Source organism: Streptomyces sp. NPDC006610 (assembly GCF_040611575.1).
Classification (GTDB): domain Bacteria; phylum Actinomycetota; class Actinomycetes; order Streptomycetales; family Streptomycetaceae; genus Streptomyces.
Map to the genome: position 1 here is coordinate 142087 of NZ_JBEXOP010000008.1, position 22609 is coordinate 164695.

At 72.6% G+C, this 22609-nt stretch carries 19 protein-coding genes, 1 tRNA gene and 1 pseudogene; 10 read left to right on the forward strand and 11 right to left on the reverse strand.

What is annotated here, in order from left to right:
* Positions 1-197: 197 nt before the first annotated feature.
* Together ABZY13_RS09210 and ABZY13_RS09215 are read left to right on the forward strand one after the other, a co-directional pair.
* Entirely contained in the window at positions 198-1577 is a 1380-nt protein-coding gene (locus tag ABZY13_RS09210) for an NAD(P)/FAD-dependent oxidoreductase (protein ID WP_356628377.1), read from the forward strand.
* Between the two features lie 220 nt (positions 1578-1797).
* The gene (locus tag ABZY13_RS09215; RefSeq protein WP_356628379.1) at positions 1798-3108 is read left to right on the forward strand and encodes a cyclopropane-fatty-acyl-phospholipid synthase family protein; all 1311 of its coding nucleotides are present in this window, start codon (positions 1798-1800) and stop codon (positions 3106-3108) included.
* A 100-nt stretch (positions 3109-3208) separates the two neighbouring features.
* Here ABZY13_RS09215 and ABZY13_RS09220 read toward each other — a convergent pair whose 3' ends face one another.
* Positions 3209-5737, reverse strand: a complete 2529-nt coding sequence (locus ABZY13_RS09220; RefSeq protein WP_356628381.1) for an FtsX-like permease family protein — start codon at positions 5735-5737, stop codon at positions 3209-3211.
* Positions 5738-5788: 51 nt separating this feature from the next.
* Complete coding sequence (locus ABZY13_RS09225) at positions 5789-6559, reverse strand: ABC transporter ATP-binding protein (protein WP_356628383.1); 771 nt, start codon at positions 6557-6559, stop codon at positions 5789-5791.
* A 404-nt stretch (positions 6560-6963) separates the two neighbouring features.
* Between ABZY13_RS09225 and ABZY13_RS09230 the strand changes: the two genes are divergently transcribed.
* The 3 genes from ABZY13_RS09230 (at position 6964) to ABZY13_RS09240 (ending at position 9481) form a co-directional block, all read left to right on the forward strand.
* A tRNA-Leu gene (locus tag ABZY13_RS09230) sits at positions 6964-7046 on the forward strand.
* A gap of 222 nt (positions 7047-7268) precedes the next feature.
* Entirely contained in the window at positions 7269-8444 is a 1176-nt protein-coding gene (locus ABZY13_RS09235; RefSeq protein WP_356628385.1) for a 4-hydroxybenzoate 3-monooxygenase, read from the forward strand.
* Positions 8445-8581: 137 nt separating this feature from the next.
* Positions 8582-9481 carry a Bax inhibitor-1/YccA family protein gene (locus ABZY13_RS09240; RefSeq protein WP_356628387.1) on the forward strand — a complete coding sequence of 300 codons (900 nt, stop codon included), beginning with the start codon at positions 8582-8584 and terminating at the stop codon, positions 9479-9481.
* 96 nt (positions 9482-9577) lie between these two features.
* Here the strand turns inward: ABZY13_RS09240 and ABZY13_RS09245 are convergent, their stop codons facing one another.
* Positions 9578-9805: a DUF4287 domain-containing protein gene (locus tag ABZY13_RS09245; protein ID WP_356628389.1), complete on the reverse strand. Its 228-nt coding sequence runs from the start codon at positions 9803-9805 to the stop codon at positions 9578-9580.
* Positions 9806-9909: 104 nt separating this feature from the next.
* Here ABZY13_RS09245 and ABZY13_RS09250 point away from each other — a divergent pair, with 104 nt between their 5' ends.
* On the forward strand, positions 9910-10221 hold the full coding sequence (locus tag ABZY13_RS09250) for a hypothetical protein (RefSeq protein WP_356628391.1): 312 nt from the start codon (positions 9910-9912) through the stop codon (positions 10219-10221).
* A gap of 123 nt (positions 10222-10344) precedes the next feature.
* Here ABZY13_RS09250 and ABZY13_RS09255 read toward each other — a convergent pair whose 3' ends face one another.
* The 3 genes from ABZY13_RS09255 to ABZY13_RS09265 form a co-directional block, all read right to left on the reverse strand.
* Positions 10345-11130 (reverse strand): hypothetical protein, encoded by a 786-nt coding sequence (locus ABZY13_RS09255; protein ID WP_356628393.1) that lies wholly within the window; start codon positions 11128-11130, stop codon positions 10345-10347.
* Between the two features lie 303 nt (positions 11131-11433).
* Positions 11434-12654: an acetyl-CoA C-acetyltransferase gene (locus ABZY13_RS09260; protein WP_356628395.1), complete on the reverse strand. Its 1221-nt coding sequence runs from the start codon at positions 12652-12654 to the stop codon at positions 11434-11436.
* A 108-nt stretch (positions 12655-12762) separates the two neighbouring features.
* Positions 12763-13824 carry an SGNH/GDSL hydrolase family protein gene (locus ABZY13_RS09265; RefSeq protein ID WP_356628397.1) on the reverse strand — a complete coding sequence of 354 codons (1062 nt, stop codon included), beginning with the start codon at positions 13822-13824 and terminating at the stop codon, positions 12763-12765.
* A 148-nt stretch (positions 13825-13972) separates the two neighbouring features.
* Here ABZY13_RS09265 and ABZY13_RS09270 point away from each other — a divergent pair, with 148 nt between their 5' ends.
* A complete protein-coding gene (locus ABZY13_RS09270) occupies positions 13973-15361 on the forward strand; it encodes a cystathionine beta-synthase (RefSeq protein WP_356628399.1) in 1389 nt (462 codons plus the stop codon).
* A 353-nt stretch (positions 15362-15714) separates the two neighbouring features.
* Here ABZY13_RS09270 and ABZY13_RS09275 read toward each other — a convergent pair whose 3' ends face one another.
* On the reverse strand, positions 15715-16140 hold the full coding sequence (locus ABZY13_RS09275; RefSeq protein ID WP_356628523.1) for a hypothetical protein: 426 nt from the start codon (positions 16138-16140) through the stop codon (positions 15715-15717).
* Between the two features lie 183 nt (positions 16141-16323).
* Between ABZY13_RS09275 and ABZY13_RS09280 the strand changes: the two genes are divergently transcribed.
* The gene (locus ABZY13_RS09280; protein ID WP_356628401.1) at positions 16324-17178 is read left to right on the forward strand and encodes a MurR/RpiR family transcriptional regulator; all 855 of its coding nucleotides are present in this window, start codon (positions 16324-16326) and stop codon (positions 17176-17178) included.
* Positions 17179-17468: 290 nt separating this feature from the next.
* Entirely contained in the window at positions 17469-18050 is a 582-nt protein-coding gene (locus tag ABZY13_RS09285) for a hypothetical protein (RefSeq protein WP_356628403.1), read from the forward strand.
* A 123-nt stretch (positions 18051-18173) separates the two neighbouring features.
* Here the strand turns inward: ABZY13_RS09285 and ABZY13_RS09290 are convergent, their stop codons facing one another.
* The 4 genes and pseudogenes from ABZY13_RS09290 to ABZY13_RS09305 all read right to left on the reverse strand — a co-directional run bounded on the left by ABZY13_RS09290 (position 18174) and on the right by ABZY13_RS09305 (position 20477).
* The gene (locus tag ABZY13_RS09290) at positions 18174-18548 is read right to left on the reverse strand and encodes a hypothetical protein (protein WP_356628405.1); all 375 of its coding nucleotides are present in this window, start codon (positions 18546-18548) and stop codon (positions 18174-18176) included.
* Positions 18549-18560: 12 nt separating this feature from the next.
* Positions 18561-19091 (reverse strand): roadblock/LC7 domain-containing protein, encoded by a 531-nt coding sequence (locus ABZY13_RS09295; RefSeq protein ID WP_356628407.1) that lies wholly within the window; start codon positions 19089-19091, stop codon positions 18561-18563.
* A gap of 127 nt (positions 19092-19218) precedes the next feature.
* Positions 19219-20064, reverse strand: a pseudogene (locus ABZY13_RS09300) (transcriptional regulator).
* A complete protein-coding gene (locus tag ABZY13_RS09305) occupies positions 20061-20477 on the reverse strand; it encodes a hypothetical protein (protein ID WP_356628409.1) in 417 nt (138 codons plus the stop codon). Before ABZY13_RS09305 ends, ABZY13_RS09300 begins: the two are co-directional and overlap by 4 nt.
* Before the next feature lie 411 nt (positions 20478-20888).
* Here ABZY13_RS09305 and hutU point away from each other — a divergent pair, with 411 nt between their 5' ends.
* On the forward strand, positions 20889-22607 hold the full coding sequence (gene hutU, locus ABZY13_RS09310; RefSeq protein WP_356628411.1) for a urocanate hydratase: 1719 nt from the start codon (positions 20889-20891) through the stop codon (positions 22605-22607).
* The last annotated feature ends 2 nt before the right edge of the window (positions 22608-22609 follow it).

Here is a 22609-nt window from a genome sequence, read left to right on the forward strand (position 1 = left end):
GCGGGGCGCCGGCCCGAGGCGTGAGACAGGCCAGAGGGGCAGCTCACGCGGCCTTGACAGGGGTCCGTGCTGCACGGTGGCCCGCATCCGTCACCATGGCCCGTGTCATGCGGGCCGCGAAGGATAGCACAAGCCTGGAGGAAGCTTGTGAAGGGGCGCACGAGCCACCCCCCTGGGGCGGGTGGATACTCGATGGCATGAGCACCACGGAGCGTCCCAGGATCCTCGTAGTAGGCGGTGGGTACGTAGGCCTGTACGCAGCTCGGCGCATTCTCAAGAAGATGCGCTTCGGCGAGGCGACCGTCACGGTCGTCGACCCCCGGTCGTACATGACCTACCAGCCCTTCCTCCCCGAAACCGCCGCCGGCAACATCTCCCCGCGTCACGTCGTCGTCCCGCTGCGACGCGTGCTGCCCAAGGCGGAGGTCCTCACCGGCCGGGTCACCACCATCGACCAGGACCGCAAGGTCGCCACGATCGCCCCGCTGGTCGGCGAGGCGTACGAGCTGCCCTTCGACTACCTGGTGATCGCGCTCGGCGCGGTCTCCCGCACCTTCCCGATCCCCGGCCTCGCCGAGCAGGGCATCGGCATGAAGGGCATCGAGGAGGCCATCGGCCTGCGCAACCACGTCCTGGAGCAGCTGGACAAGGCCGACTCCACGACCGACGAGGAGATCCGCCGCAAGGCGCTCACCTTCGTCTTCATCGGCGGCGGCTTCGCGGGCGCGGAGACCATCGGCGAGGTCGAGGACATGGCCCGGGACGCGGCCAAGTACTACCGCAACGTGTCCCGCGAGGACATGCGCTTCATCCTGGTCGACGCGGCGGACAAGATCCTGCCGGAGGTCGGCCCCAAGCTCGGCCAGTACGGCAAGGAGCACCTGGAGAGCCGCGGCGTCGAGATCTACCTCTCGACCTCCATGGACTCCTGCGTCGACGGCCACGTGGTGCTCAAGAACGGCCTCGAGGTCGACTCCAACACGATCGTCTGGACGGCCGGCGTCAAGCCGAACCCGGCGCTGACCCGCTTCGGCCTCCCGCTGGGCCCGCGCGGCCACGTCGACACCGAGGCCACGCTCCAGGTCAAGGGCACGGACTACATCTGGGCCGCGGGCGACAACGCCCAGGTGCCCGACCTCGTCGGCCGCAAGGCGGGCAACGAGAACGCCTGGTGCCCGCCGAACGCCCAGCACGCGCTGCGCCAGGCCAAGCTGCTCGGCGACAACGTGGTCTCCGGCATGCGGGGCTTCCCGCAGAAGGAGTACAGCCACGCCAACAAGGGCGCGGTGGCGGGCCTCGGCCTGCACAAGGGCGTCGCGATGATCGTCATGGGCAAGATGAAGATCAAGCTGCGCGGCCGTCTGGCGTGGTACATGCACCGCGGCTACCACGGCATGGCCATGCCGACCTGGAACCGCAAGATCCGCGTCTTCGCGGACTGGACCCTCGGCATGTTCCTCAAGCGCGAGGTCGTCTCCCTCGGCGCCCTGGAAACCCCGCGCGAGGAGTTCTACGAGGCCGCCAAGCCGGCCCCGGTCGCCGCCGCGAAGACCGAGGAACGCGCCAAGGCGTCGTAACACCCCTGCGCCGCCCCGAAGGGCCTCCCGCCATCCGTGGTGCGGGGGGCCCTTCGGCGTTCCGGCGAGCCGGGCAGGCGCCGGGGCGGACGAGCGGGGCGGGCAAGCGGATCGGGCGGGTTTTGCACAGCCGTAACGCATTCGAGGGACTGCGCCGGGGCGCCGTGGGTGTTTACGTGGTGTCGGACATCCAGGGGTCACCGTCACGGAGGTGTGCACCATGGCGGACGCCGCGTCGCGGCTGAGAGAGCTGGTCGAGCAGGTGCTGGGGACGCCGCTCCCGTTGGGCATTCGTGCCTGGGACGGTTCGCGGGCGGGTCCGCCGGACGCGCCGGTGCTGGTGGTGCGCAACCGGCGGGCGCTGCGCAGGCTGTTGTGGAAGCCGGGGGAACTGGGGCTGGCGCGGGCCTGGGTCGCGGGGGACCTGGACGTGGAGGGGGATCTGTACACCGCCCTCGGTGCCGTCTCCGGCCTCGTCTGGGAGCGTCCCGACGACGCCCGGACGCTCACCGAGATCCTGCGCGATCCGCGCTCCCGCGCCGCCGTCCGCGGCCTGGTCGCGCTCGCCGGGGCGCCGTTGCCGCCCGCACCGCCGCCCGAGGAGGTCCGCCGACGGCGGGCGCGTCTGCACACCCGGCACACCGACCGCCGTGCCGTCAGCCACCACTACGACGTCGGCAACGACTTCTACGAGCTGGTCCTCGGCCCCTCCATGGTCTACTCCTGCGCCTACTGGCCCGCCCCCGAGTCCGCGGGCGGCACCCTGGAGACCGCCCAGCGCGACAAGCTCGAACTCGTCGCCCGCAAGCTCGCCCTGAAGCCCGGTCACCGTCTGCTCGACGTCGGCTGCGGCTGGGGCTCCATGGCCGTGCACGCCGCCCGCGAGCACGGCGCGCACGTCGTCGGCATCACGCTGTCGCAGGAACAGGCGGCGTACGCCCGCAAGCGCGTCGCCGAGGAAGGACTGACGGACCGGGTGGAGATCCGGGTGCAGGACTACCGGGACGTCACCGACGGGCCGTACGACGCGATCTCCTCCATCGGCATGGCCGAACACGTCGGCGCCGAGCGCTACCTCGCCTACGCCGAGAGCCTGCACCGCCTGCTCCGGCCCGGCGGCCGGCTGCTCAACCACCAGATCGCCCGCCGCCCCGAGCGCGACGAATCCGCCTACCACGTCGACGCGTTCATCGACGCCTACGTCTTCCCCGACGGGGAGCTGGCGCCGCTCGGCACCACCGTCACCCAGCTCGAACGGGCCGGTTTCGAGGTGCGGGACGTGGAGTCCATCCGCGAGCACTACGCCCTCACCCTGCGCCGCTGGGTCGCCAACCTGGAGGGCGAGTGGGCCCGCGCGGTCCGGCTCGCCGGCCCCGGCCGGGCCCGCGTCTGGCGGCTGTACATGGCGGCCTCCGCCCTCGCCTTCGAGCGCAACCGCATCGGCGTCAACCAGGTCCTCGCCGTGCGGACCCCCGACTCCGGCGCCTCGGGGCTCCCCCTGCGCACCCGCACCTGGAACGCGGACGCCTGACGGGACGGGAAAGGGGCCCGATCCCCCGGATCGGGCCCCTCGGCTGTGGCTTCGGCTGCTGCGGCCTCGGCCTCGGACACGCAGCCGTACTGCCGCGCCGCTACTCCGACTTGATCGCCGTCAGCATGTTCAACCGGGCCGCCCGCCGCGCCGGCCACAGCGCGGCCAGCACGCCCACCGCCGCCGCCAGCAGCAGGAACACGCCCATCCGGGCCCACGGCAGCACCAGTTCGTACGTCGCCATCCTCGTCCCCAGCAGCTCACCGGCCGCCCAGCCGAAGAACACGCCGAGCCCGATGCCGAGCACGCCGCCGAACACGGAGATCACCAGCGACTCCAGCCGCACCATCCGCTTGACGCCCTTGCGGTTCAGGCCGATCGCGCGGAGCATGCCGATCTCCTGCGAGCGCTCGAACACCGACATCGCCAGCGTGTTGATGACGCCGAGCACCGCGACGATCACCGCCATGGCCAGCAGGCCGTACAGCATGTTCAGCATCAGCGTGAACATCCGGGCGATCTCGTCGGAGATGTCCTTCTTGTCCTGGACGCGGATGGCCGGGTTGGAGCCGAGGGCCTTCTCCAGCCGGTCCTTGGCCGCCGCGGATGCGCCGTCGGACGTCTTCAGCAGGACCCGCATGTCGGCCGGGTCCGTCTGGTGCGGGGCGAGCGCGGCGGTGTCCAGCAGGATGCCCTGGAACATGTCGTTGGCCTCGTAGACCCCGGCGACCGTCATCCGCTGCCTCGCGCCGTCCTCGTACGACACCGTGAACGCCGAACCGGCGCGCCAGCCGTGCGACTCGGCGGTCAGGTCGTCGACGACCACCTCGGCGCCGCCGATCCCGAAACGGCCGTCCTCCACCGTGAGGTCGGTCAGTTCGCCGAACGCGCGGCCGGCGACGCCGGTGAGGTACTCCGTCTCGCCCTCGACGCGCGCCGGCGCGCCCCGCATCGGGCTGGTGACGGTGACGCCTTCCGTGGCGCGCAGCGTCTTCTCCACGTCCGGGGAGAGCGGGTTGCCGTTCGCCATGGAGACGACGTAGTCGGCCTGGATCGCGGCGCTCGCCATCTTGTCGATCGACTTCTGCAGGCTGCCCGCCATCACCGTCATGCCGGTGATCAGGGTCAGGCCGATCATCAGCGCGGAGGCCGTCGCGGCCGTACGGCGGGGATTGCGCAGGGAGTTCTGGCGGGCGAGCCGGCCCGCGACGCCGAAGACGCGCAGCACCGGCGCCGACGCCGCGATCAGCGGGCGGGACAGCAGCGGGGTCAGCACGAAGACGCCGATGATCAGCAGCACCGCGCCGAGGCCCATCGGGGCCTGGCCGTCCGAGCCGTCCATCGTCGTCGCCGCGAGGACCACCGCCACCCCGGCGGCGGAGAACACCGCGCCGACCGTGTTGCGCAGCACCAGCGACTTCACCGTCGCCTGCGCGTGCACGCTGCTCATCGCCGCGACCGGCGGTATCTTCGCCGCCCGTCGGCCCGGCAGCCACGCCGCCAGCATCGTGACGACGACGCCGACCGCCAGGGCGGTGCCGACCGTGCCGGGGGAGACCACCAGCGGGCCGGCCGGGACGGTCTCGCCCAGGGTGTCCAGCAGCGAGCGCAGCCCGGCGCCGATGCCGACGCCCGCGATCAGGCCGGTCACCGCGGCGACCGCGCCCACCACGAACGCCTCGACCAGCACCGCCCTGGTCACCTGCCGGCGGGACGCCCCGACCGCGCGCAGCAGCGCCAGCTCCTTGGTGCGCTGGGCGACCAGCATGGTGAAGGTGTTGGCGATGATGAACGTGCCGACGAACAACGCGATGCCGGCGAAGACCAGCAGCCCCTGCTTCATCCCGCCCATCTGGGCCGCGATCCTCTCCGCCTGCTCGTCGGCGAGCCGCTCCCCGGTGGTGGTCTCCACGACGCCGCGCGGCAGCGCCCGGTCCAGTTCGGCCTTGAGCGCGGCCTGCGTGACGCCCGCCTTCGCGGTCACGGCGATCTCGTCGTACGTGCCCGGCGTGCCGAACAGCCGCTGTGCGGTGGCCGTGTCGAACAGGGCGAGGCTGCCGCCCGCGGCGACGTTGCCGTCGTCGGTGGTGAACACGCCGGTGATCTCCGGCTCCAGGACCGGGCCGTCCACCGACAGCCGTACCGTGTCGCCGACTTCGTACCCGGTGCGCTCGGCCGTCTGAGCGTCGATGAGCATCTCGCCCTCGCCGCGCGGCGCGCGCCCGCTCACCAGCGGATAGCGGGGATCCTCGGCGCCCCAGTAGTTGCCGCCCTGCGACTGGAAACCGCCGCCGACCAGCTTGCCGTCCTTGTCGGCGATGGCGGCGAAGCCGGTGACGACGCCGGTCGCGGAGGCGGCCGACGGCACGCGGCCCGCGTCCTCCACCAGCGCCTGCGTCAGCTCGGGGGTTTCGCCGAGGGTGTCGCCGGTGTCCTTGCGGCTCTCGGCGCGCACGGCGACGTCGACGTGGTCGAAGCCCTTGGCGGAACTCTTCTGCAGGGCCTCGGAGATGGTGTTGGTGAAGACCAGCGTCCCCGACACGAACGCGACGCCGAGCATCACGGCGAGCACGGTCATCAGGAGCCGGGCCTTGTGCGCGAGTACGTTGCGCAGGGCGGTTCGGAGCATGGGTTTTCTCAGTCCAGAGGGGGTGGTGGGGCGCGGACGTCGGTCGTCGGGTCAGCTGGTGCGGCCCTTGGCGTCGAAACGCTTCATGCGGTCGAGCACCGCCTCGGCGGTCGGCCCGTGCACCTCGTCCACGATCCGCCCGTCCGCCAGGAAGACCACCCGGTCCGCGTAGGCGGCGGCCACCGGGTCGTGGGTCACCATCACCACCGTCTGCCCCAGCTCCCGGACGGAGTTGCGCAGGAAGCCCAGCACCTCGGCGCCGGAACGGGAGTCGAGGTTCCCCGTCGGTTCGTCGCCGAAGACGATGTCGGGCCGGGAGGCGAGCGCGCGGGCGACGGCGACGCGCTGCTGCTGGCCGCCGGAGAGCTGCGAGGGACGGTGACCGAGCCGGTCGGCGAGGCCCACCATGCGGATGACGGTGTCCAGCCACTCCTTGTCCGGCTTCCGGCCCGCGATGTCCATCGGAAGGGTGATGTTCTCCCGCGCGGTGAGCGTCGGCAGCAGGTTGTAGGCCTGGAAGATGAACCCGATCTTGTCCCGGCGCAACTTGGTGAGCTGCTTGTCCTTGAGCGCGCCCAGCTCGGTGTCGCCGACGCGCACCGAGCCGGAGGAGAAGGTGTCGAGCCCGGCCACGCAGTGCATCAGCGTGGACTTGCCGGACCCGGAAGGGCCCATGATCGCGGTGAACTCGGCCTGCCGGAAGTCGACCGAGACGCGGTCCAGGGCGACCACCCGGGTCTCGCCCTGGCCGTAGATCTTCGACAGCTCCGAGGCGCGCGCGGCCACCTCGGTGGTGCGGCCGGCGACGGGTGTGGTGGTCACGGAAAGCGCTCCTGTCGGACGACGGCTGTGTTCTGGAACGCGATCCATCGTCTCGGCCGGATACCGCCCTGTAGTCAGCCGCAGTTCCGGTTCCGGAGCCAGACTGCGGTCGCACGCACGTCCCCGGTGTCATACCTGGGGATGACGGACGCCCCTCGGCGCCGACCCGGAACGGCGATCCTCCCGAGAACAGGTGGTGTGCCCTTGTTCGGGCGGTGAAATTCCGTCATTCGCCCCGCGTGGCCGACCGCCGCGGACAGGGCTTCTTGGCAGGTGCGGACGGCTGGAACCGAGTGCTGATGCACCCTCAGACATCAATAAAATAAGACAACATCGGTCCGCCCGCCCGCTGTTCGGGCCCCGGGTCCCGATAGGCTCGACCCTCGTTGCGGAGCCCATGGCCTGCCCGGATGGTGGAATGCAGACACGGCGAGCTTAAACCTCGCTGCCCCTCGCGGGCGTACCGGTTCAAGTCCGGTTCCGGGCACTACCGTCGTCACTCTCGGTGACCTGCTGGAACGGCTGGGTTCCCGCCCGCGGCCGTACGTCCCCGCCCCCCTCTCGCGCGACCGTTGACACCCGCCCGGCGGGCGCGAGACTCTTGCGCGTAGCTTAGTGAAGAAAAATTCACTCGGCGAACGCATGGAACGGGTCCATGCGAGGCTGACAGACGTGGCGAAGACGCCGCCCCATCCGAAGGGAACGCCCGATGCGCACCACCGTCGGCATCATCGGAGCCGGCCCCGCCGGCCTGCTTCTGGCCCGGCTGCTCGACGGCGCCGGCATCGACTCCGTCGTCCTGGAGAGCCGCGACCGGGCGTACGTCGAACGGCGGCAGCGGGCGGGCATCCTGGAGCAGGGGACCGTGGACGTGCTTCGGGCGGCCGGCGCCGGGGAGCGGATGGACCGCGAGGGCCTGCGGCACGACGGCATCGAACTGCGCTTCGACCGCCGTCGGCACCGCGTGGACTTCCCCGCGCTGACCGGCGGGCGGTCCGTGACGGTGTACGCGCAGACCGAGATCTGCAAGGACCTCATCGCCCTCCGCCTCCAGAGGGGCGGCCCGCTCCTCTTCGAGGTGGAGGCGCTCGCCGTCGAGGACCCCACGGGGGAGCGGCCCCGGGTGCGGTTCCGGCACGGGGGCGAGGAGGACGTGCTGGAGTGCGAGTACGTCGTCGGGTGCGACGGCTTCTGGGGGGTCGCCCGGAAGGCGGTGCCCGCCGAGCTGTCCCGCGTCTTCGAGCGGACGTACCCCTTCGGGTGGCTCGGCATCCTCGCCGACGTCCCGCCCTCCCACGACGAACTGGTGTACGCCCGCCACGCCCGCGGCTTCGCCCTGCTGTCCATGCGCTCCCCCTCCGTCTCCCGCCTCTATCTCCAGGTGCCCGACGGCACGGACGCCGGGGCCTGGGACGACGAGGCGATCTGGGACGAGCTGGAGCGGCGCTTCGAGACCGACGACGACTGGCGGCTGGAGCGCGGGCCCATCACGCAGAGGTCGGTCACGCCGATGCGGTCCTTCGTCCACGAGCCCATGCGCCACGGCCGTCTCTTCCTCGCCGGCGACGCCGCCCACATCGTGCCCCCGACCGGCGCCAAGGGCCTCAACCTCGCCGTCGGCGACGTCGTCGCCTTCGCCCGCGCGCTCACCCACCGCATGCGCACCGGGTCCACCGCGCTCCTGGACGCCTACTCGGAGAACTGCCTGCGCCGCGTCTGGCAGGCCGAGCGGTTCTCCTACGACATGACCACCCTGCTCCACCGCGCTCCCGGCGCGGACCCCTTCGAGGACCGCCTCCAGGCCGCCCGCCTGGAACGGCTCGTCTCCTCCCGCGCCGCCGAGACCGACCTCGCCGAGGCGTACACCGGCTTCCCGCTCGACTGAGAACCGGGAATCATGGAACCCGGTGGCGTGTTGCCCAGCACAAGGAGGGAAAGATCCTCCCCAAGCAGTAGCGTCATTCTTTTGCCTGTCTATTACTCTTGAGCCAAGGCTACGCAGGGTGGCCATGGAGGAGTGAAATGAGGAGCAGCAACCCGGTCTTCTCGCGACGGGGGTTCAGCCGCGACAACGGCTACGCGGGCTTCAACACCGCGCCGCAGGCCGGGGGCGCAGCTGTAGGCACCCAGGGCAACCCGTACGCCCAGCCCGGCGCCGGCAACCCCTACGCGCAGAACCCGTACGCCCAGAACCCTTACGCCCCGCAGGACCTGACCCACGGCGCCCCGCCGCAGGCCCCGGTCACCGCCGGCCGGATGACGATGGACGACGTCGTCATGCGCTCGGCCATGACGCTCGGCACCGTCGTCGTCGGCGCCGTCCTCGCCTGGGCCCTGCTGCCGGTGTCGTCCAGCAGCTACGGCCTGGCCATCGGGGCCGCGCTCATCGCCTTCGTCCTGGCGATGGTCCAGTCCTTCAAGCGCAAGGCCTCGCCCGCGCTGATCCTGTCGTACGCCGCCTTCGAGGGCGTCTTCCTCGGCGTGATCAGCGAGATGTTCAACACCCGCTGGTCCGGCGCGCCCTTCCAGGCGGTGGTCGGCACCATGGCGGTCGCCGCCGCCACGCTGCTGATCTACAAGGCAGGCTGGATCCGCGTCACCGCGCGCTACGCCCGTATCGGCATGGCGATCGCGATCGCGTTCATCCTGGTCATGGCGGTCAACCTGCTGCTCGTCGCCTTCGGCGTCGCCGAGGACGGCGGTCTGCGCAGCATGGGCCCGCTCGGTGCGATCGTCGGCATCATCGCGATCGTGCTCGGCGCGTTCTTCCTGACGCTCGACTTCAAGCAGATCGAGGACGGCGTCGCCTACGGCGCCCCCCGCGAGGAGTCCTGGCTGGCCGCGTTCGGCCTGACCATGACCCTGGTGTGGATCTACGTCGAGATGCTGCGCCTGGTCGCCATCTTCAGCGGCGACGACTGACCGGCAGCGGCGGCAGCCGCACGGACACGAGATGAGCGAGGGCCCCGGGTCGACGACCCGGGGCCCTCCGCCGTGTCCGGGGTCGGGACGACAGGGCTACAGCAGCTTGCGCGCGGCCCGCCTCAAGTCGTACTCGTGGATGATCGCCTTCGCGTGGCCGTACGCCAGGTCGTACTCGTGGCGCAGCCAGCTGACCTTCTCCTCGAAGCGGAGAGCGGGGCCTTCCTCGACGGTGCGCAGCCAGTCGGACACTTCACGACCGGTGCAGTGGGGGATGCGGGCGAGCAGATTGCGATGGGTCTCCTGGGAGAACACTTGGGACATCGGCGCCTCCGGACGCAATGGGATGTAAGCCGGTCCTTCAGGTCACCGTGCCTGAGCGTTCGCCCGTTGGCAACAGTGCGTCCCGGGCGCGTAATCTCGCGCCCGTGGTGGAAACGACGCGACTGACCCGTGCGGTGGACCACTTCGCCGACCGGCTGCGGGCCGCGCCCCAGAGCCGGCTCCAGCGGGGCGGCGCCGCGGAGGCCCTGGCGCTGGCCCGTGAGCTGGCCCGGCGGGCGCAGATCCTGGAGGACCCGGACCGCGAGCCCCGTGAGATGCCGGACGCCGGCATGTTCGCCGCCGCCGACCAGATCACCGTCGCCGCCCACGACCTGGCCCTGGTCCTGCGCGACGAGGTCGGGCTGGCGGAGGCGGTGGCGCTGGTGGAGGAGGCGCAGCGGCGGGCGGGGGTCTGAGCGGCGGCGTTCAGGAGGCGGTGGGGACTGGGCCGGGCCCGCGAGGTCGGGCTCAGGGGAAGCGGGTGGCAGCGCCGGGTCCGTAGGGCTCAGGGGGAGCGGGTGGCCGCGCGGGTCCGCGGGTCACAGGGACGCGATGACCCGGTCCGCCAGGATGTAGACCGTCTCGTCACCGCAGGTGAAGGTGAGGGCGTACGCGCCCGAGACGCCCGAGCCGCCCAGCAGGACCGGGGTCTCGCCGGCGGCGAGAGCGGCGGCGAGGCGCTCGGCGGTCTCACGGTGGCCCGGGGTCATGCAGAGGGTCGTACCGTCGGCGAACACGTACACGTCGAGGGTGCCCAGTGGGCCGGGGCGGACGTCCGTCAGCTCCACGGCGGAGGCGGCGAGTTGCTCAAGGGTGGCCACCGTGCGCTCGTGGTCGTTCACCACGGGTGAGGAATGCGGGGTGAAGTCCGGGTGCGAGGGGTGCCGGCGGCGGGCGGCGGCCAGTTCCGGGGAGTCCCCGGCGTACTCCTCGGCCTCGGCGCCCGGCTCGGTCACCGGCTCCAGGTGCTCCACACCGGCGAAATCGGCCTGCCTGGGCATGAACAGCTCGCTGTCGGCCAGACCCAGCAGGGTGGGCGCGTCGGCCACGTCACGGGCCTCCTGAGCCGCCCAGAAGGCGCGCGCCTCGGCGAGTTCGCGTTCGCGCTCCTCGGCGAGGGCCTCGGCGACGGCCGCGCGTATCTCGTCGGTGTCCGCCGCGGCGCGGGCGGCGGGCACCAGCCCGTGTGCGGCACGGCCCTCGGCCAGCTCGGCGTGCAGGGCGGTGACCTGCCGGCGGAGCTGCACAAGGGTGCGCAGGACGGCGACGCCCACGGCGCCCGTGGCGGCCGTGGTGACCAGCAAGGCGATCGGCATGGCGCTCACTGACGTACTCCCGGTTCAAAGTCGACCCCCCGACTTCCTACATCAGCTTGATGGGTGAACTAACCAGCTGTCAGTGCGTAACGTCACGAAACGGACAGGTTCCTGGGTCTTGCGTTTTCGCTTCACCCGCTCTGACCTGCGGTGACACCCGTGCTGGGAGGAGAAGGTCACATCCTGGGTCTGATTGGATCACAAAACGGCCCGGAGTCCCGGTGGTTACGGGATTCCGGGCCGTTCAATGACCCATTGCGTCCGGATCGCTACGGAGGGGCGGGACGCTGTGGCGCGTCTGCTGAGGGGCGGTCAGCTCAGGCGCTCGATGACCATCGCCATGCCCTGGCCACCGCCGACGCACATGGTCTCCAGACCGAACTGCTTGTCGTGCCACTGGAGCGAGTTGATCAGCGTGCCGGTGATCCGCGCGCCGGTCATGCCGAAGGGGTGGCCGACGGCGATGGCGCCGCCGTTGACGTTCAGCTTGTCCAGCGGGATGCCCAGCTCCTGGTAGGAGGGGATCACCTGGGCGGCGAACGCCTCGTTGATCTCGACCAGGTCGATGTCGTCGATGGTCAGACCGGCGCGGCGCAGCGCCTGCCGGGACGCCTCGACCGGGCCGAGGCCCATGATCTCGGGCGAGAGGCCGGAGACGCCGGTGGAGACGATCCGGGCGAGCGGGGTCAGGCCCAGCTCGCGCGCCTTGGTGTCGGACATGATGACCAGCGCGGCGGCGCCGTCGTTCAGCGGGCAGCAGTTGCCGGCGGTGACCAGGCCGTCGGGACGGAAGACGGGCTTGAGGCCCTGGACGCCCTCCAGGGTGACGCCGGGGCGCGGGCCGTCGTCCTTGGCGACGACGGCGCCGTCGGGGAGCGTCACGGGGGTGATCTCGCGCTCCCAAAAGCCGTTCTTGATGGCTTCCTCGGCGAGGTTCTGCGAGCGGACGCCGAACTCGTCCATCTCCTGTCGGGTCACGCCCTTCCAGCGGGCGAGGTTCTCGGCGGTCTGGCCCATCGCGATGTACGGGTCGGGCAGCAGGCCGTCCTCGCGCGGGTCGTGCCAGGTGGCGCCCTCCTGCTCGGCGACCGCGGCGGTGCGTGCCTCGGCCTCGGCGAACAGCGGGTTGTGCGTGTCCGGCAGGCTGTCCGAGTTGCCCTTGGTGAACCGGGAGACCATCTCGACGCCGGCCGAGACGAAGACGTCGCCCTCGCCCGCCTTGATGGCGTGCAGGGCCATCCGGGAAGTCTGCAGGGACGAGGAGCAGTACCGGGTGATCGTGCAGCCCGGCAGGTGGTCCATGCCCATCTGCACGGCCACGATCCGGCCCAGGTTGTTGCCCTGCTCGCCGCCGGGCAGGCCGCAGCCCAGCATCAGGTCGTCGATGTCCTTCGGGTCCAGCTCCGGGACCTTGGCCAGCGCGGCCTGGATGATCGTGGCGGCGAGGTCGTCGGGGCGCAGATCCTTCAGGGAACCCTTGAAGGCGCGGCCGATGGGGGAGCGGGCGGCAGAGACGATCACGGCTTCGGGCATCACGGCTCCAAGCGACAGCGGTAGGGGCGTACGGCCGAAGTTACCGGTATGTAAGCGCTTGGTCACGGTCGCCGCGGTGTGATGCGGGCCTCTTTTCCAAGCGCTTGCTTAGTCCATTCGGGTAATCGTTCCGGACGCTCCGCCGGGCGTTTTGCCGACCGGCTCGTCGACCGGTTCCGCCGCGAGGGGCCTGCGGCGGCGGCGCTTGAGCAGCGCCCAGGGGCCGCGGGGGCCGGCCGGCATCGCCGCCGCGACCTCCGTGCCGCCCTCCGCCGCCGCCTCGGCGGCGGCCCGGGCCACCGGCAGGAAACCCTCGTGACGGGAGGCGTCGGGGCGCTCCTCCTCGGCCGGCCACAGGCCGAGCGCCGCGCAGACCGTCGGCAGGACGGCCATCGCGGCGGTCGCGTAGCCCTCCGCCGAGGGGTGGTAGTGGTCGGGCCCGAACAGCTCGCGCGGGTTCGCCGCGAACTCCGGGCCGAGCAGGTCGCCCAGCGACACCGTGCGCCCGCCCTGCCCCACGACCCCGATCGTCTGCGCCGCCGCCAGCTGGCGGGACGCCCGGCGGGCCAGCCAGCGCAGCGGCTGCTGCACCGGTTCGATCGTGCCGAGGTCGGGACAGGTGCCGACCACCACCTCAGCGCCGGCCGTGCGCAGTCGCCGTACCGCCGCCGACAGATGGCGCACCGAGCGGGTCGGGGGCATGCGGTGGGTGACGTCGTTGGCGCCGATCATGATCACGCACACGTCGGGCACCCGGTCCGGGTCGGCCAGGACGAGCGCCACCTGGCGGTCCAGGTCGTCGGACTGGGCGCCGGGCTGGGCGACGTTGCGCAGCTCCACGGGGCGCTCGGCCACCGCCGCGAGGCCCGAGGCGAGCAGCGCGCCCGGCGTCTGGCCCGCCCGGTGCACGCCCTGTCCCGCCGCCGTGGAGTCACCGAGGAGGGTGAAGCGCAGCGGCGGCACGCCCGGGGTGAGAAAGGCCCTGCCGTACGTCCCCTCCGCGTGCGGAACGCGCGGTGAGGAGCCGTTGCCCACCTGCCGCCGGGCCAGCCGGACCTCGGCCAGCACCAGACCGGCGACCGCCGCTCCGGCCAGCCCGATGCCGCCCCCGCCGTACGCCGCCCCGGCCGCGATCCGCCGGGCCACCCGCGCCCTCGACATGCTGGTCATGCGTCGCCGCCACCTCCTCGAACCCCGTACACCCAGTGCTTGCCCCGAAGCGGCGGTCCGCCAATCTCAACGACGAGTGAACGCGCGTCGCGCGCCGTAGGCTGGCGGCACATCACGACCACCCCTTTTGCAGCAACCGGAGACAACGGTGCAGTTCCACGACTCGATGATCAGCCTCGTCGGCAACACCCCGCTGGTGAGGCTCAACAGCGTGACCAAGGGCATCAGGGCGACCGTCCTGGCCAAGGTGGAGTACTTCAACCCCGGCGGGTCCGTGAAGGACCGCATCGCCCTGCGCATGATCGAGGCCGCCGAACGGAGCGGCGAGCTGGAGCCGGGCGGCACGATCGTGGAGCCCACCAGCGGCAACACGGGCGTCGGCCTGGCGATCGTGGCCCAGCAGAAGGGCTACAAGTGCATCTTCGTCTGCCCGGACAAGGTGTCCACCGACAAGATCAACGTGCTGCGCGCGTACGGCGCCGAGGTGGTCGTGTGCCCGACGGCTGTGGCCCCCGAGCACCCGGACTCCTACTACAACGTCTCCGACCGGCTGGTCCGCGAGACGCCGGGCGCCTGGAAGCCGGACCAGTACTCCAACCCGAACAACCCCCTGTCGCACTATCACTCCACCGGCCCCGAGCTGTGGGAGCAGACCGAGGGGCGGATCACCCACTTCGTCGCGGGCGTGGGCACCGGCGGCACCATCTCCGGCACCGGCCGCTACCTCAAGGAGGCCAGCGAGGGCCGCGTCCAGGTGATCGGCGCCGACCCGGAGGGCTCGGTGTACTCCGGCGGGTCCGGGCGGCCGTACCTGGTCGAGGGCGTCGGCGAGGACTTCTGGCCGACGGCGTACGACCGCACCGTCGCCGACGAGATCGTCGCCGTGTCCGACAAGGACTCCTTCCAGATGACGCGCCGGCTGGCCAAGGAGGAGGGCCTGCTGGTGGGCGGCTCCTGCGGCATGGCCGTGGTCGCCGCGCTGCGGGTCGCCGAGCGGCTCGGCGAGGACGACGTCGTGGTCGTGCTGCTGCCGGACAGCGGGCGCGGCTACCTCAGCAAGATCTTCAACGACGAGTGGATGGCCGACTACGGCTTCCTCGAGGACGCCGGCCCCAGCGCTCGCGTCGGCGACGTCCTCGACGACAAGGAGCACGGCGCCATCCCCTCCCTGGTCCACATGCACCCGGACGAGACCGTCGGCCAGGCCATCGAGGTCCTGCGCGAGTACGGCGTGTCCCAGATGCCGATCGTCAAGCCCGGCGCCGGCCACCCGGACGTGATGGCCGCCGAGGTCGTCGGCTCGGTCGTGGAACGCGAGCTGCTGGACGCGCTGTTCACCCAGAAGGCCTCGCTGGACGACCCGCTGGAGAAGCACATGTCGGCGCCGCTGCCGCAGGTCGGCTCCGGAGAGCCGGTCGGCGACCTGATGTCCGTGCTCGGTACGGCGGACGCGGCGATCGTCCTGGTGGAGGGCAAGCCCACCGGAGTCGTCAGCCGGCAGGACCTGCTGGCCTTTCTGGCCAAGACGGCCAAGTAACGGCAAACCTGCGGTGAACCGCCCGTGACCGCGGCGAACTTGCGGTGACGGGCGGGGCCGGGACCGTCGCGGAACTGGTACGTGCGTGTCACGTACACGCAGCACCCGCTTAACACGCGTCCGGCACATTGGTGGATGTCGGCAGAGCGGGAGCGGCTCCCCGCTCAGGCCGGCACCGAACGGCGCCAAGGACCTCCGGAGCGGCTCCCGGACCTCCATGGACGCCACGGACGCGGGGGGCCTGACCCGGCCCGCGTCCCACGCGGGGACCGCCGTCGTCCCGCCCCCCGGAAACGGGGGTGCGGCGGTCCCCGCGCACAGCCTTGCTCCGCGGCGCCCCCTGCGATCGGGCGTCAGTCCTCCCAGTCCCCGTCCCCGCGGGACTTGCGACGTCCGCCGAACAGCCCCGGATGGGCCCGCGCCGCCTGGAAGGCGTTCACCCCGACGATCCCGGCCCAGGCCGCCAGCAGCCCCGGCAGACCGGCGACCCCGCCGCCGATCGCGGACAGCGGAACCGCCAGCACCAGCGAGACGATCCCGAAGCCGAAACGCTCGCCCCAGGAGTCCGTCGGCTGCGACGACCGCGAGCCCCGCGCCGCCACCAGCTGCTGCTCGGCGAACTGCCGCCGCACCCGGCGCTCCACCGCCCCGTCTATTCGCTGGTCGACCTTCTCCAGGAACGAGTCGATCAGCGCCGACTCGTACTCCTCGCCCAGATCCCTGCGCGCCCGCAAAGTGGCGTCCAGTTCCTTCTTCAGGTCGGCGTCCCGCGCGTCCATTCCGCTCATGCACACCACGGTAGGAAGCGGCGAAGACGGCCGCACTGGGGCTAACCCCCGAGTCGGAACGGGGGGCTGCGCCTGCTGCATAGGGTCATGCAGAATGCTCGATGCTTGAATGGGTGAGGTTCGAGGATGCCGGGGTGCCGGGGTACCGGGGGCGCCGAGGTCGGGGAGCGTGTCATGGGTGAGAGCGAGAGCCGTGCCGACAGCCCGGCCGGGCGGCTGCAGGCGTTGTTCGAGGGGCGCCGGCTGACGCCGACCCAGCGGCGGATCGCGCACTGCATGGTGCGGCGCGCCGCCGACGTGCCGTTCCTGTCCAGCGTCGAGCTGGCCGAGCTGGCCGGGGTCAGCCAGCCGTCCGTCACCCGGTTCGCCGTCGCCCTCGGCTTCGACGGCTACCCCGCCCTGCGCCGCCACCTGCGCGAGGTCGCCCCCGCCGAACAGACGGCCGCCACTGCCCCGTACAACGAGTACCAGCAGGCCGTCGAGGCCGAGATCGAGAATCTGCGCCACCTCGCCGAACTCCTCGCCGACCCACGCCCCGTGCACCGGGCCGGGCGACTGCTGGCCGCCTCCCGCCCGCTGCCCGTGCTGGGACTGCGCGCCGCGGCGGCCCAGGCGTACGGGTTCGCCTACTTCGCGGCCAAGGTCCATCCCGACGTACGGCTGCTCCACGAGGGCGGCACGATGATCCACGACCGGATCGACGGCGCCGTGCGCGCCGGCGCGAGCGCCCTGCTGTGCTTCGCGCTGCCCCGGCATCCGCGCGAGGTCGTGGACACCCTCGGATACGCCAAGGAGGCCGGACTGACCGTGGTGACGGTCGCCGACTCCGCCTTCGCGCCGGTCGCCAAGGTGTCCGACCTGCTGCTGCCGGCCGCCGTCGGCACCGGGCTCGCCTTCGACACGGCCTGCGCGCCGATGCTGCTCGGGCGGGTGCTGCTGGAGGCGATGTGCGACGGACTGCCACAGGCGCAGGCCCGGCTGGAGGAGTTCGACGCGCGGGCGGCGGCGCGGGGGCTGTTCGTGGAGTGAGCCGGCCTGCCGGGGACGGGCCCTCGGCAGCCCGTCGACGAGCTGTCCGCGCCCTGCGGACGGGTCCTCGGTGGCCGCGGACGAGGTCTCTCGACCCGCGAAGGCCTTCGGCGTCCCGCGGACGGCCCCCGGCGACCCTCGGACCGGCCTGCGACCCGTGGACGGGCCCGCCGCGGCCGGGGGTGGCGGGCAATGGCCCGGCCCGGTCGCCGACTTCTCAGATTCGTCTCACGTTCGCCCGCTAGCCTGCCGCCCGTCAGGAGTGTGCCGAGGCGACAAGGAGGCGGATCGTGGCACGCGGAGGTCAGGGACTGGCTCGGGTGGCCTGCGTCGTACGGGCGGGGGCCGCGCCGCTGTGGTGGCTCGGGGTGCTCGCGGCAGGCGCCGGCGTGCTGGTCCCGGGCGTGACGGGTCGACGGATCGGAGTGCTCGCGGGGGCCGCGCTGTTCATCCTGGCCCTCGTCGCCGTGTATCTGCACCGGCGCGGTCGGTACGCGGCCCTGGCCGCCGGCGCCGTCCGCGCCGGCAAGCACGATGTGCTCCAGGACCGCGCGGTGACCGTGCGCAACTGGCGGCGCGGGCGCCGCTGGTGGCTGCTGTTCGCCTTCCTCGCCGCGCTGGGCAGCGCGTTCGCCGTGCCCGCGGCGGGCGGGATGCTGCTCGCCGGGGCGGGTGCGGGGCTGTGGCTGAAGGCCGCGTGGATCGGGCGGCGCGAGCGGGCCGGCGAGGCGCTGCTGTGGGTGCGGGTCGACTGGCTGGCGCGGGGCGGACGCCCGGCCGGCAAGGCCGTCAGGGCCTACCGCAGCACCGGTATCGCCGCGGGCGACGCGGCTCCGGGAGGCTCCCGCCGCCGCACTCCCGCGCTGGTGTGACGACCGCGCTGGTGTGACGACCGTGCGGGTGTGACGTCCGCGTCGGTGCGACGTCGACGGGACCGCGCGGTCGGCGTCCGGCCCGGGACGGCGCCGGGGACGGCCGCCGGCCCGGGCCGGACGTCAGACCTCCAGGTCCTGTTCGCTGCGGCGCAGCTGGTGGCGGGCCATCGCCAGGTCGGACCGCTCGGCGTCCAGGACGAGGTAGAGGAACAGCCCGTCGCCGCCGCGCCCGCTGAGCAGCCGGATCAGGTGGTACTTGTCGGTCAGGGTGATCAGGATGTCCTCGATCCGGCCCTTGAGCCCGAGGTGTTCCATGGTGCGCATCTTGGCGCGGACGACGTCCGTGTTCCCCGCGGCGGCGACGTTCAGGTCGAAGCCCTTGCTCCCGCCCGTCGTGCCCAGGGCCATGCCGGTGGTGTAGTCGACGAGCGCGACTCCGGTGGCGCCCTCGATCGAGGCGGGGGCTTCCTTCAGCGCGGTCTCCGTGCCGGCCATGACGTTCTCCTCTCAACTCTCCATGGTGGTGGACATGCCGGTGGGGGGCGTCTGGGTGCCGGGCGGATCCGGGCTGGCGGGCGGGGTGCGCAGCACGCGCGGGGTGCGCACCGGCCGCTGCCGTGCGGGGCGGCCGTTCCCGGCGGGCGCCGGGGCGGTCTCCTGCCGCGGGGGCGCGGCGTCGATCAGCTCACCGATGCGGGCGCCGGCCCGGCGGCCCTCCAGGTGCAGCCGGCCGACGTTGACGCGGTCCTCGGCGAGCAGCGTCAGCACCGCGCTGCGGCCCGCCGCGTACGCCGCCACATAGCCGCGCACCCCGCGCACCAGCAGTTCGCGCAGCTCCCCCTGGCCGGTCGCGTCGGCGATCCGCACCGAGACGCCGAGCGCGGCGGCGGTGAGCGCGGCGAGGCCCTCCGGTTCGACGCCGGGTGTGTCGTGGGCGATGACCAGCCCGTCCACGCTGGCGGCGAGGGCGCCGGTCAGCTGGGGCACGCGGGCCCGCAGCCGGTGCAGTTCGTCGCGGACGGGGGCTGCCACCGCCATGTGGTCCGCCCCTGCGTGGTGTGGCCCCATGTGGTCTGTCCCCATCGGGTCGGTTCCCATCGGGGCTCTCCTTTCGGCGGACGGTTCCGCGGACGTGGTGGCCGGCCGCGGTCGGGGTTGCTGCCGTTCAAAGGGCCTCCAGCGCATCCCTGACCCTCTTCAGCAGTGCTATGTCGGGATCGGCGGTCCGCAGATCGGCCGGGGGCCCGGCGCCGGCCTCGGGCGGGGCGGGACGGGTGAGGGCGGGGTGGTCGAGGGGGGCGGGTGCGGGGGCGGGTGGACGGGGGACGACACGGCCGGCCGCGGTCAGCCGTCGTACGTCCACCAGCGTGTGGAACGCCGGCCGGCCCAGCTCCCGGGCGATGTCCGTCGCCCTGCGGACGCCGTCCACCCGGGCCGGCACCGCCGCCTGCCGGGGCGCGACCGCCGGGGCGGTGGCCGGCGGGCGGGTCCGGCCGGACGCGGTGCAGCAGGGTGCGCCGGCGCAGCGTCTCGTGCTCCACGGCGGCGACCGGCACCGAGTGCAGGCAACCCAGCCAGTGGGTGGGGCCGTGGTGGAAGCGGCCCGGCGTGCTGCTCGGGGCGAGGGCGAAGTACGCGGCGTCGTAAGGGCGCCCAGATGGCACAGCTCCAGCGCGCCCGGCGTCAGCAGACCGGCGTCCAGCAGCAGGTGCCCGGCGTCCCGCCCGCAGTCCGCTCCCGTGTGCGCCCGGTCCGCCGCCTTTCGCCAGACGCGCTCCCCCAGCGTGCCGTGCGCCGTGAGGAGCACGTCGAGACCGGGGGCGAACGGGCTCTCGGCGTGCACCACCCGGCCCTCGGCCGGATAGAGGTCGCCGCAGGCGCGGACCAGGACGCCGGTGGCCTCCTCGGCGGCAGGCCGGGCCAGCATGGGGGAGACGCGGCCCTCCCGGCTCCCGGCCGACCTGTCCCGCACCGGCAGCCGGGGCGGCGGGGTCGCGGCGACCACGGTCATCCCAGCACCGGCCGTCCGGCCATCTCGCCCAGCCGGATGCGGGCCGGCGCGAGATTGCCGTCCGCGCGGGAGAGCCACAGGTGCAGGAACACGCCGCTGTCGAACGACGTCCGCACGAACCGGATGACGTGGTAGCTGCCCCGGTTGCTCAGGATCAGATCCTCGACCGGCGGATCCGTGGCGTCCCGGTCCCCGCCGTCCCCACCGGACCGGCCGCCGCCGGGCGGGAACGCCCGCTGTTCGGCGGCGAGCCCGGCCAGTTCGGCGGCCTCCGCGGCGGCCGCCTCGTGGTCGCCGCCCGGGGATCCCCGACGGTGCCCAGAGGCCAGTCCGCTGGTCCAGTCGACCAGCGCGGCGCCCCCGGCCCCGGGCAGCCGCATGGCCTCCAGCAAGCACTCGTCGATTCCGGGCACCCCGACTCCCCTCCCGCCGGTTCGGCTGAGTGACGTCGACGCTACGCATCGTGTGGGATGAGGGGTGAGGATTCCGGCATTTTCCAATGGAACATGCGCCGCGGTGGCTAGGGTGGGTCAACTGAGCCCGTCTTCAGGTGTGTTGATGTCCCGTCCGCGCCGACGGCCCGGTGCCCTTCTGGTGCTCCTGCACTGCGCCCCTCCCTCCGTCCTGGTGAGCGAGGTGCCGCGGCCCCTTCCTCCGCCTCGGTGTGCGATGTGCCGCGCCCCGCCCCCGGCGCGCACTATTGACTAGCTATATTCAGAACGCCAGGATGTGAATATCGCGAGCAACAGCTCCGGACCCGCACCGGTCACACCGCCGGCCGCACCACCAGCAGCACCGCCCGCGGCACCCCCAGGAGGCAGCCCATGTCAGGACCCCGCCCGCCCGTCACCCGCCACCACCCCCAAACGAGGCACTCCGGGCCGCCCCCTGGTTCTGTCCGAGCGCCCCGAGGCACCGAACCGAGCGCCCTGGGATGGCCGCAGGAAGCCGCCCTGCGGATGCTGCAGAACAACCTCGACCCGGAGGTCGCCGAGCACCCCGACAAGCTCGTCGTCTACGGCGGGACCGGCAAGGCCGCGCGCGACTGGCGCTCCTTCGACGCCATGGTCCGCACGCTGAAGACCCTCAAGCAGGACGAGACCATGCTGGTCCAGTCCGGCCGTCCGGTCGGCGTCATGCAGACCCACGAGTGGGCGCCGCGCGTGCTGATCGCCAACTCCAACCTCGTCGGCGACTGGGCCAACTGGGAGGAGTTCCGCCGCCTGGAGGCCCTCGGCCTGACCATGTACGGGCAGATGACCGCCGGCTCCTGGATCTACATCGGCACCCAGGGCATCCTCCAGGGCACCTACGAGACCTTCGCCGCCGTCGCCGCCAAGAGGTTCGGCGGCACCCTCGCCGGGACGATCACCCTCACCGCCGGCCTCGGTGGCATGGGCGGCGCCCAGCCGCTCGCCGTGACCATGAACGACGGCGTCGCCATCTGCGTCGACTGCGACCCGCGCGCGATCGAACGCCGCATCGAGCACCGCTACCTCGACGTGAAGGCCGACTCCCCGGAACACGCCCTCCGGCTGGCCGTCGAGGCCCGCGACCGGCGCGAGCCGCTGTCCATCGGCGTCCTCGGCAACGCCGCCGAACTCGTCCCGCAGTTCCTCGCCCTGGGCGCCCCCATCGACATCGTGACCGACCAGACCTCGGCCCACGACCCGCTGGCCTACCTCCCCGCGGGCCTCCCCTTCGAGGACATGGCCGACGCCGCCGCCAAGGACCCGGCCGGCTTCACCACCCGCGCCCGCGAGTCCATGGCCCGGCACGTCGAGGCCATGGTCGGCTTCATGGACGCCGGCGCCGAGGTCTTCGACTACGGCAACTCGATCCGCGGCGAGGCCCGGCTCGCCGGTTACGAGCGGGCGTTCGCCTTCCCCGGCTTCGTCCCCGCCTACATCCGGCCGCTGTTCTGCGAGGGCAAGGGCCCCTTCCGCTGGGCCGCCCTCTCCGGCGACCCCGCCGACATCGCGAGGACCGACAGGGCGATCCTCGACCTCTTCCCCGAGAACGAGTCCCTGGCCCGCTGGATCCGCATGGCCGGAGAACGCGTCCGCTTCCAGGGCCTGCCCGCCCGCATCTGCTGGCTCGGCTACGGCGAACGCGACAAGGCCGGCGAGCGGTTCAACGACATGGTCGCGAGCGGCGAGCTGTCCGCGCCGGTCGTCATCGGCCGCGACCACCTCGACTGCGGCTCCGTCGCCTCCCCGTACCGGGAGACCGAGGCCATGCGCGACGGCTCCGACGCGATCGCCGACTGGCCGCTGCTGAACGCCATGGTCAACGTGGCGTCCGGGGCGTCGTGGGTCTCCCTCCACCACGGCGGCGGCGTCGGCATGGGGCGGTCGATCCACGCGGGGCAGGTCACCGTGGCCGACGGCACACCGCTGGCCGGCGAGAAGATCCGGCGCGTGCTCACCAACGACCCCGGCATGGGCGTCATCCGGCACGTGGACGCGGGGTACGACATCGCGGAGTCGGTGGCGGCGGAACGGGGCGTGCGGGTGCCGATGTGCGAGGGCGAGCCGGCGTGAGC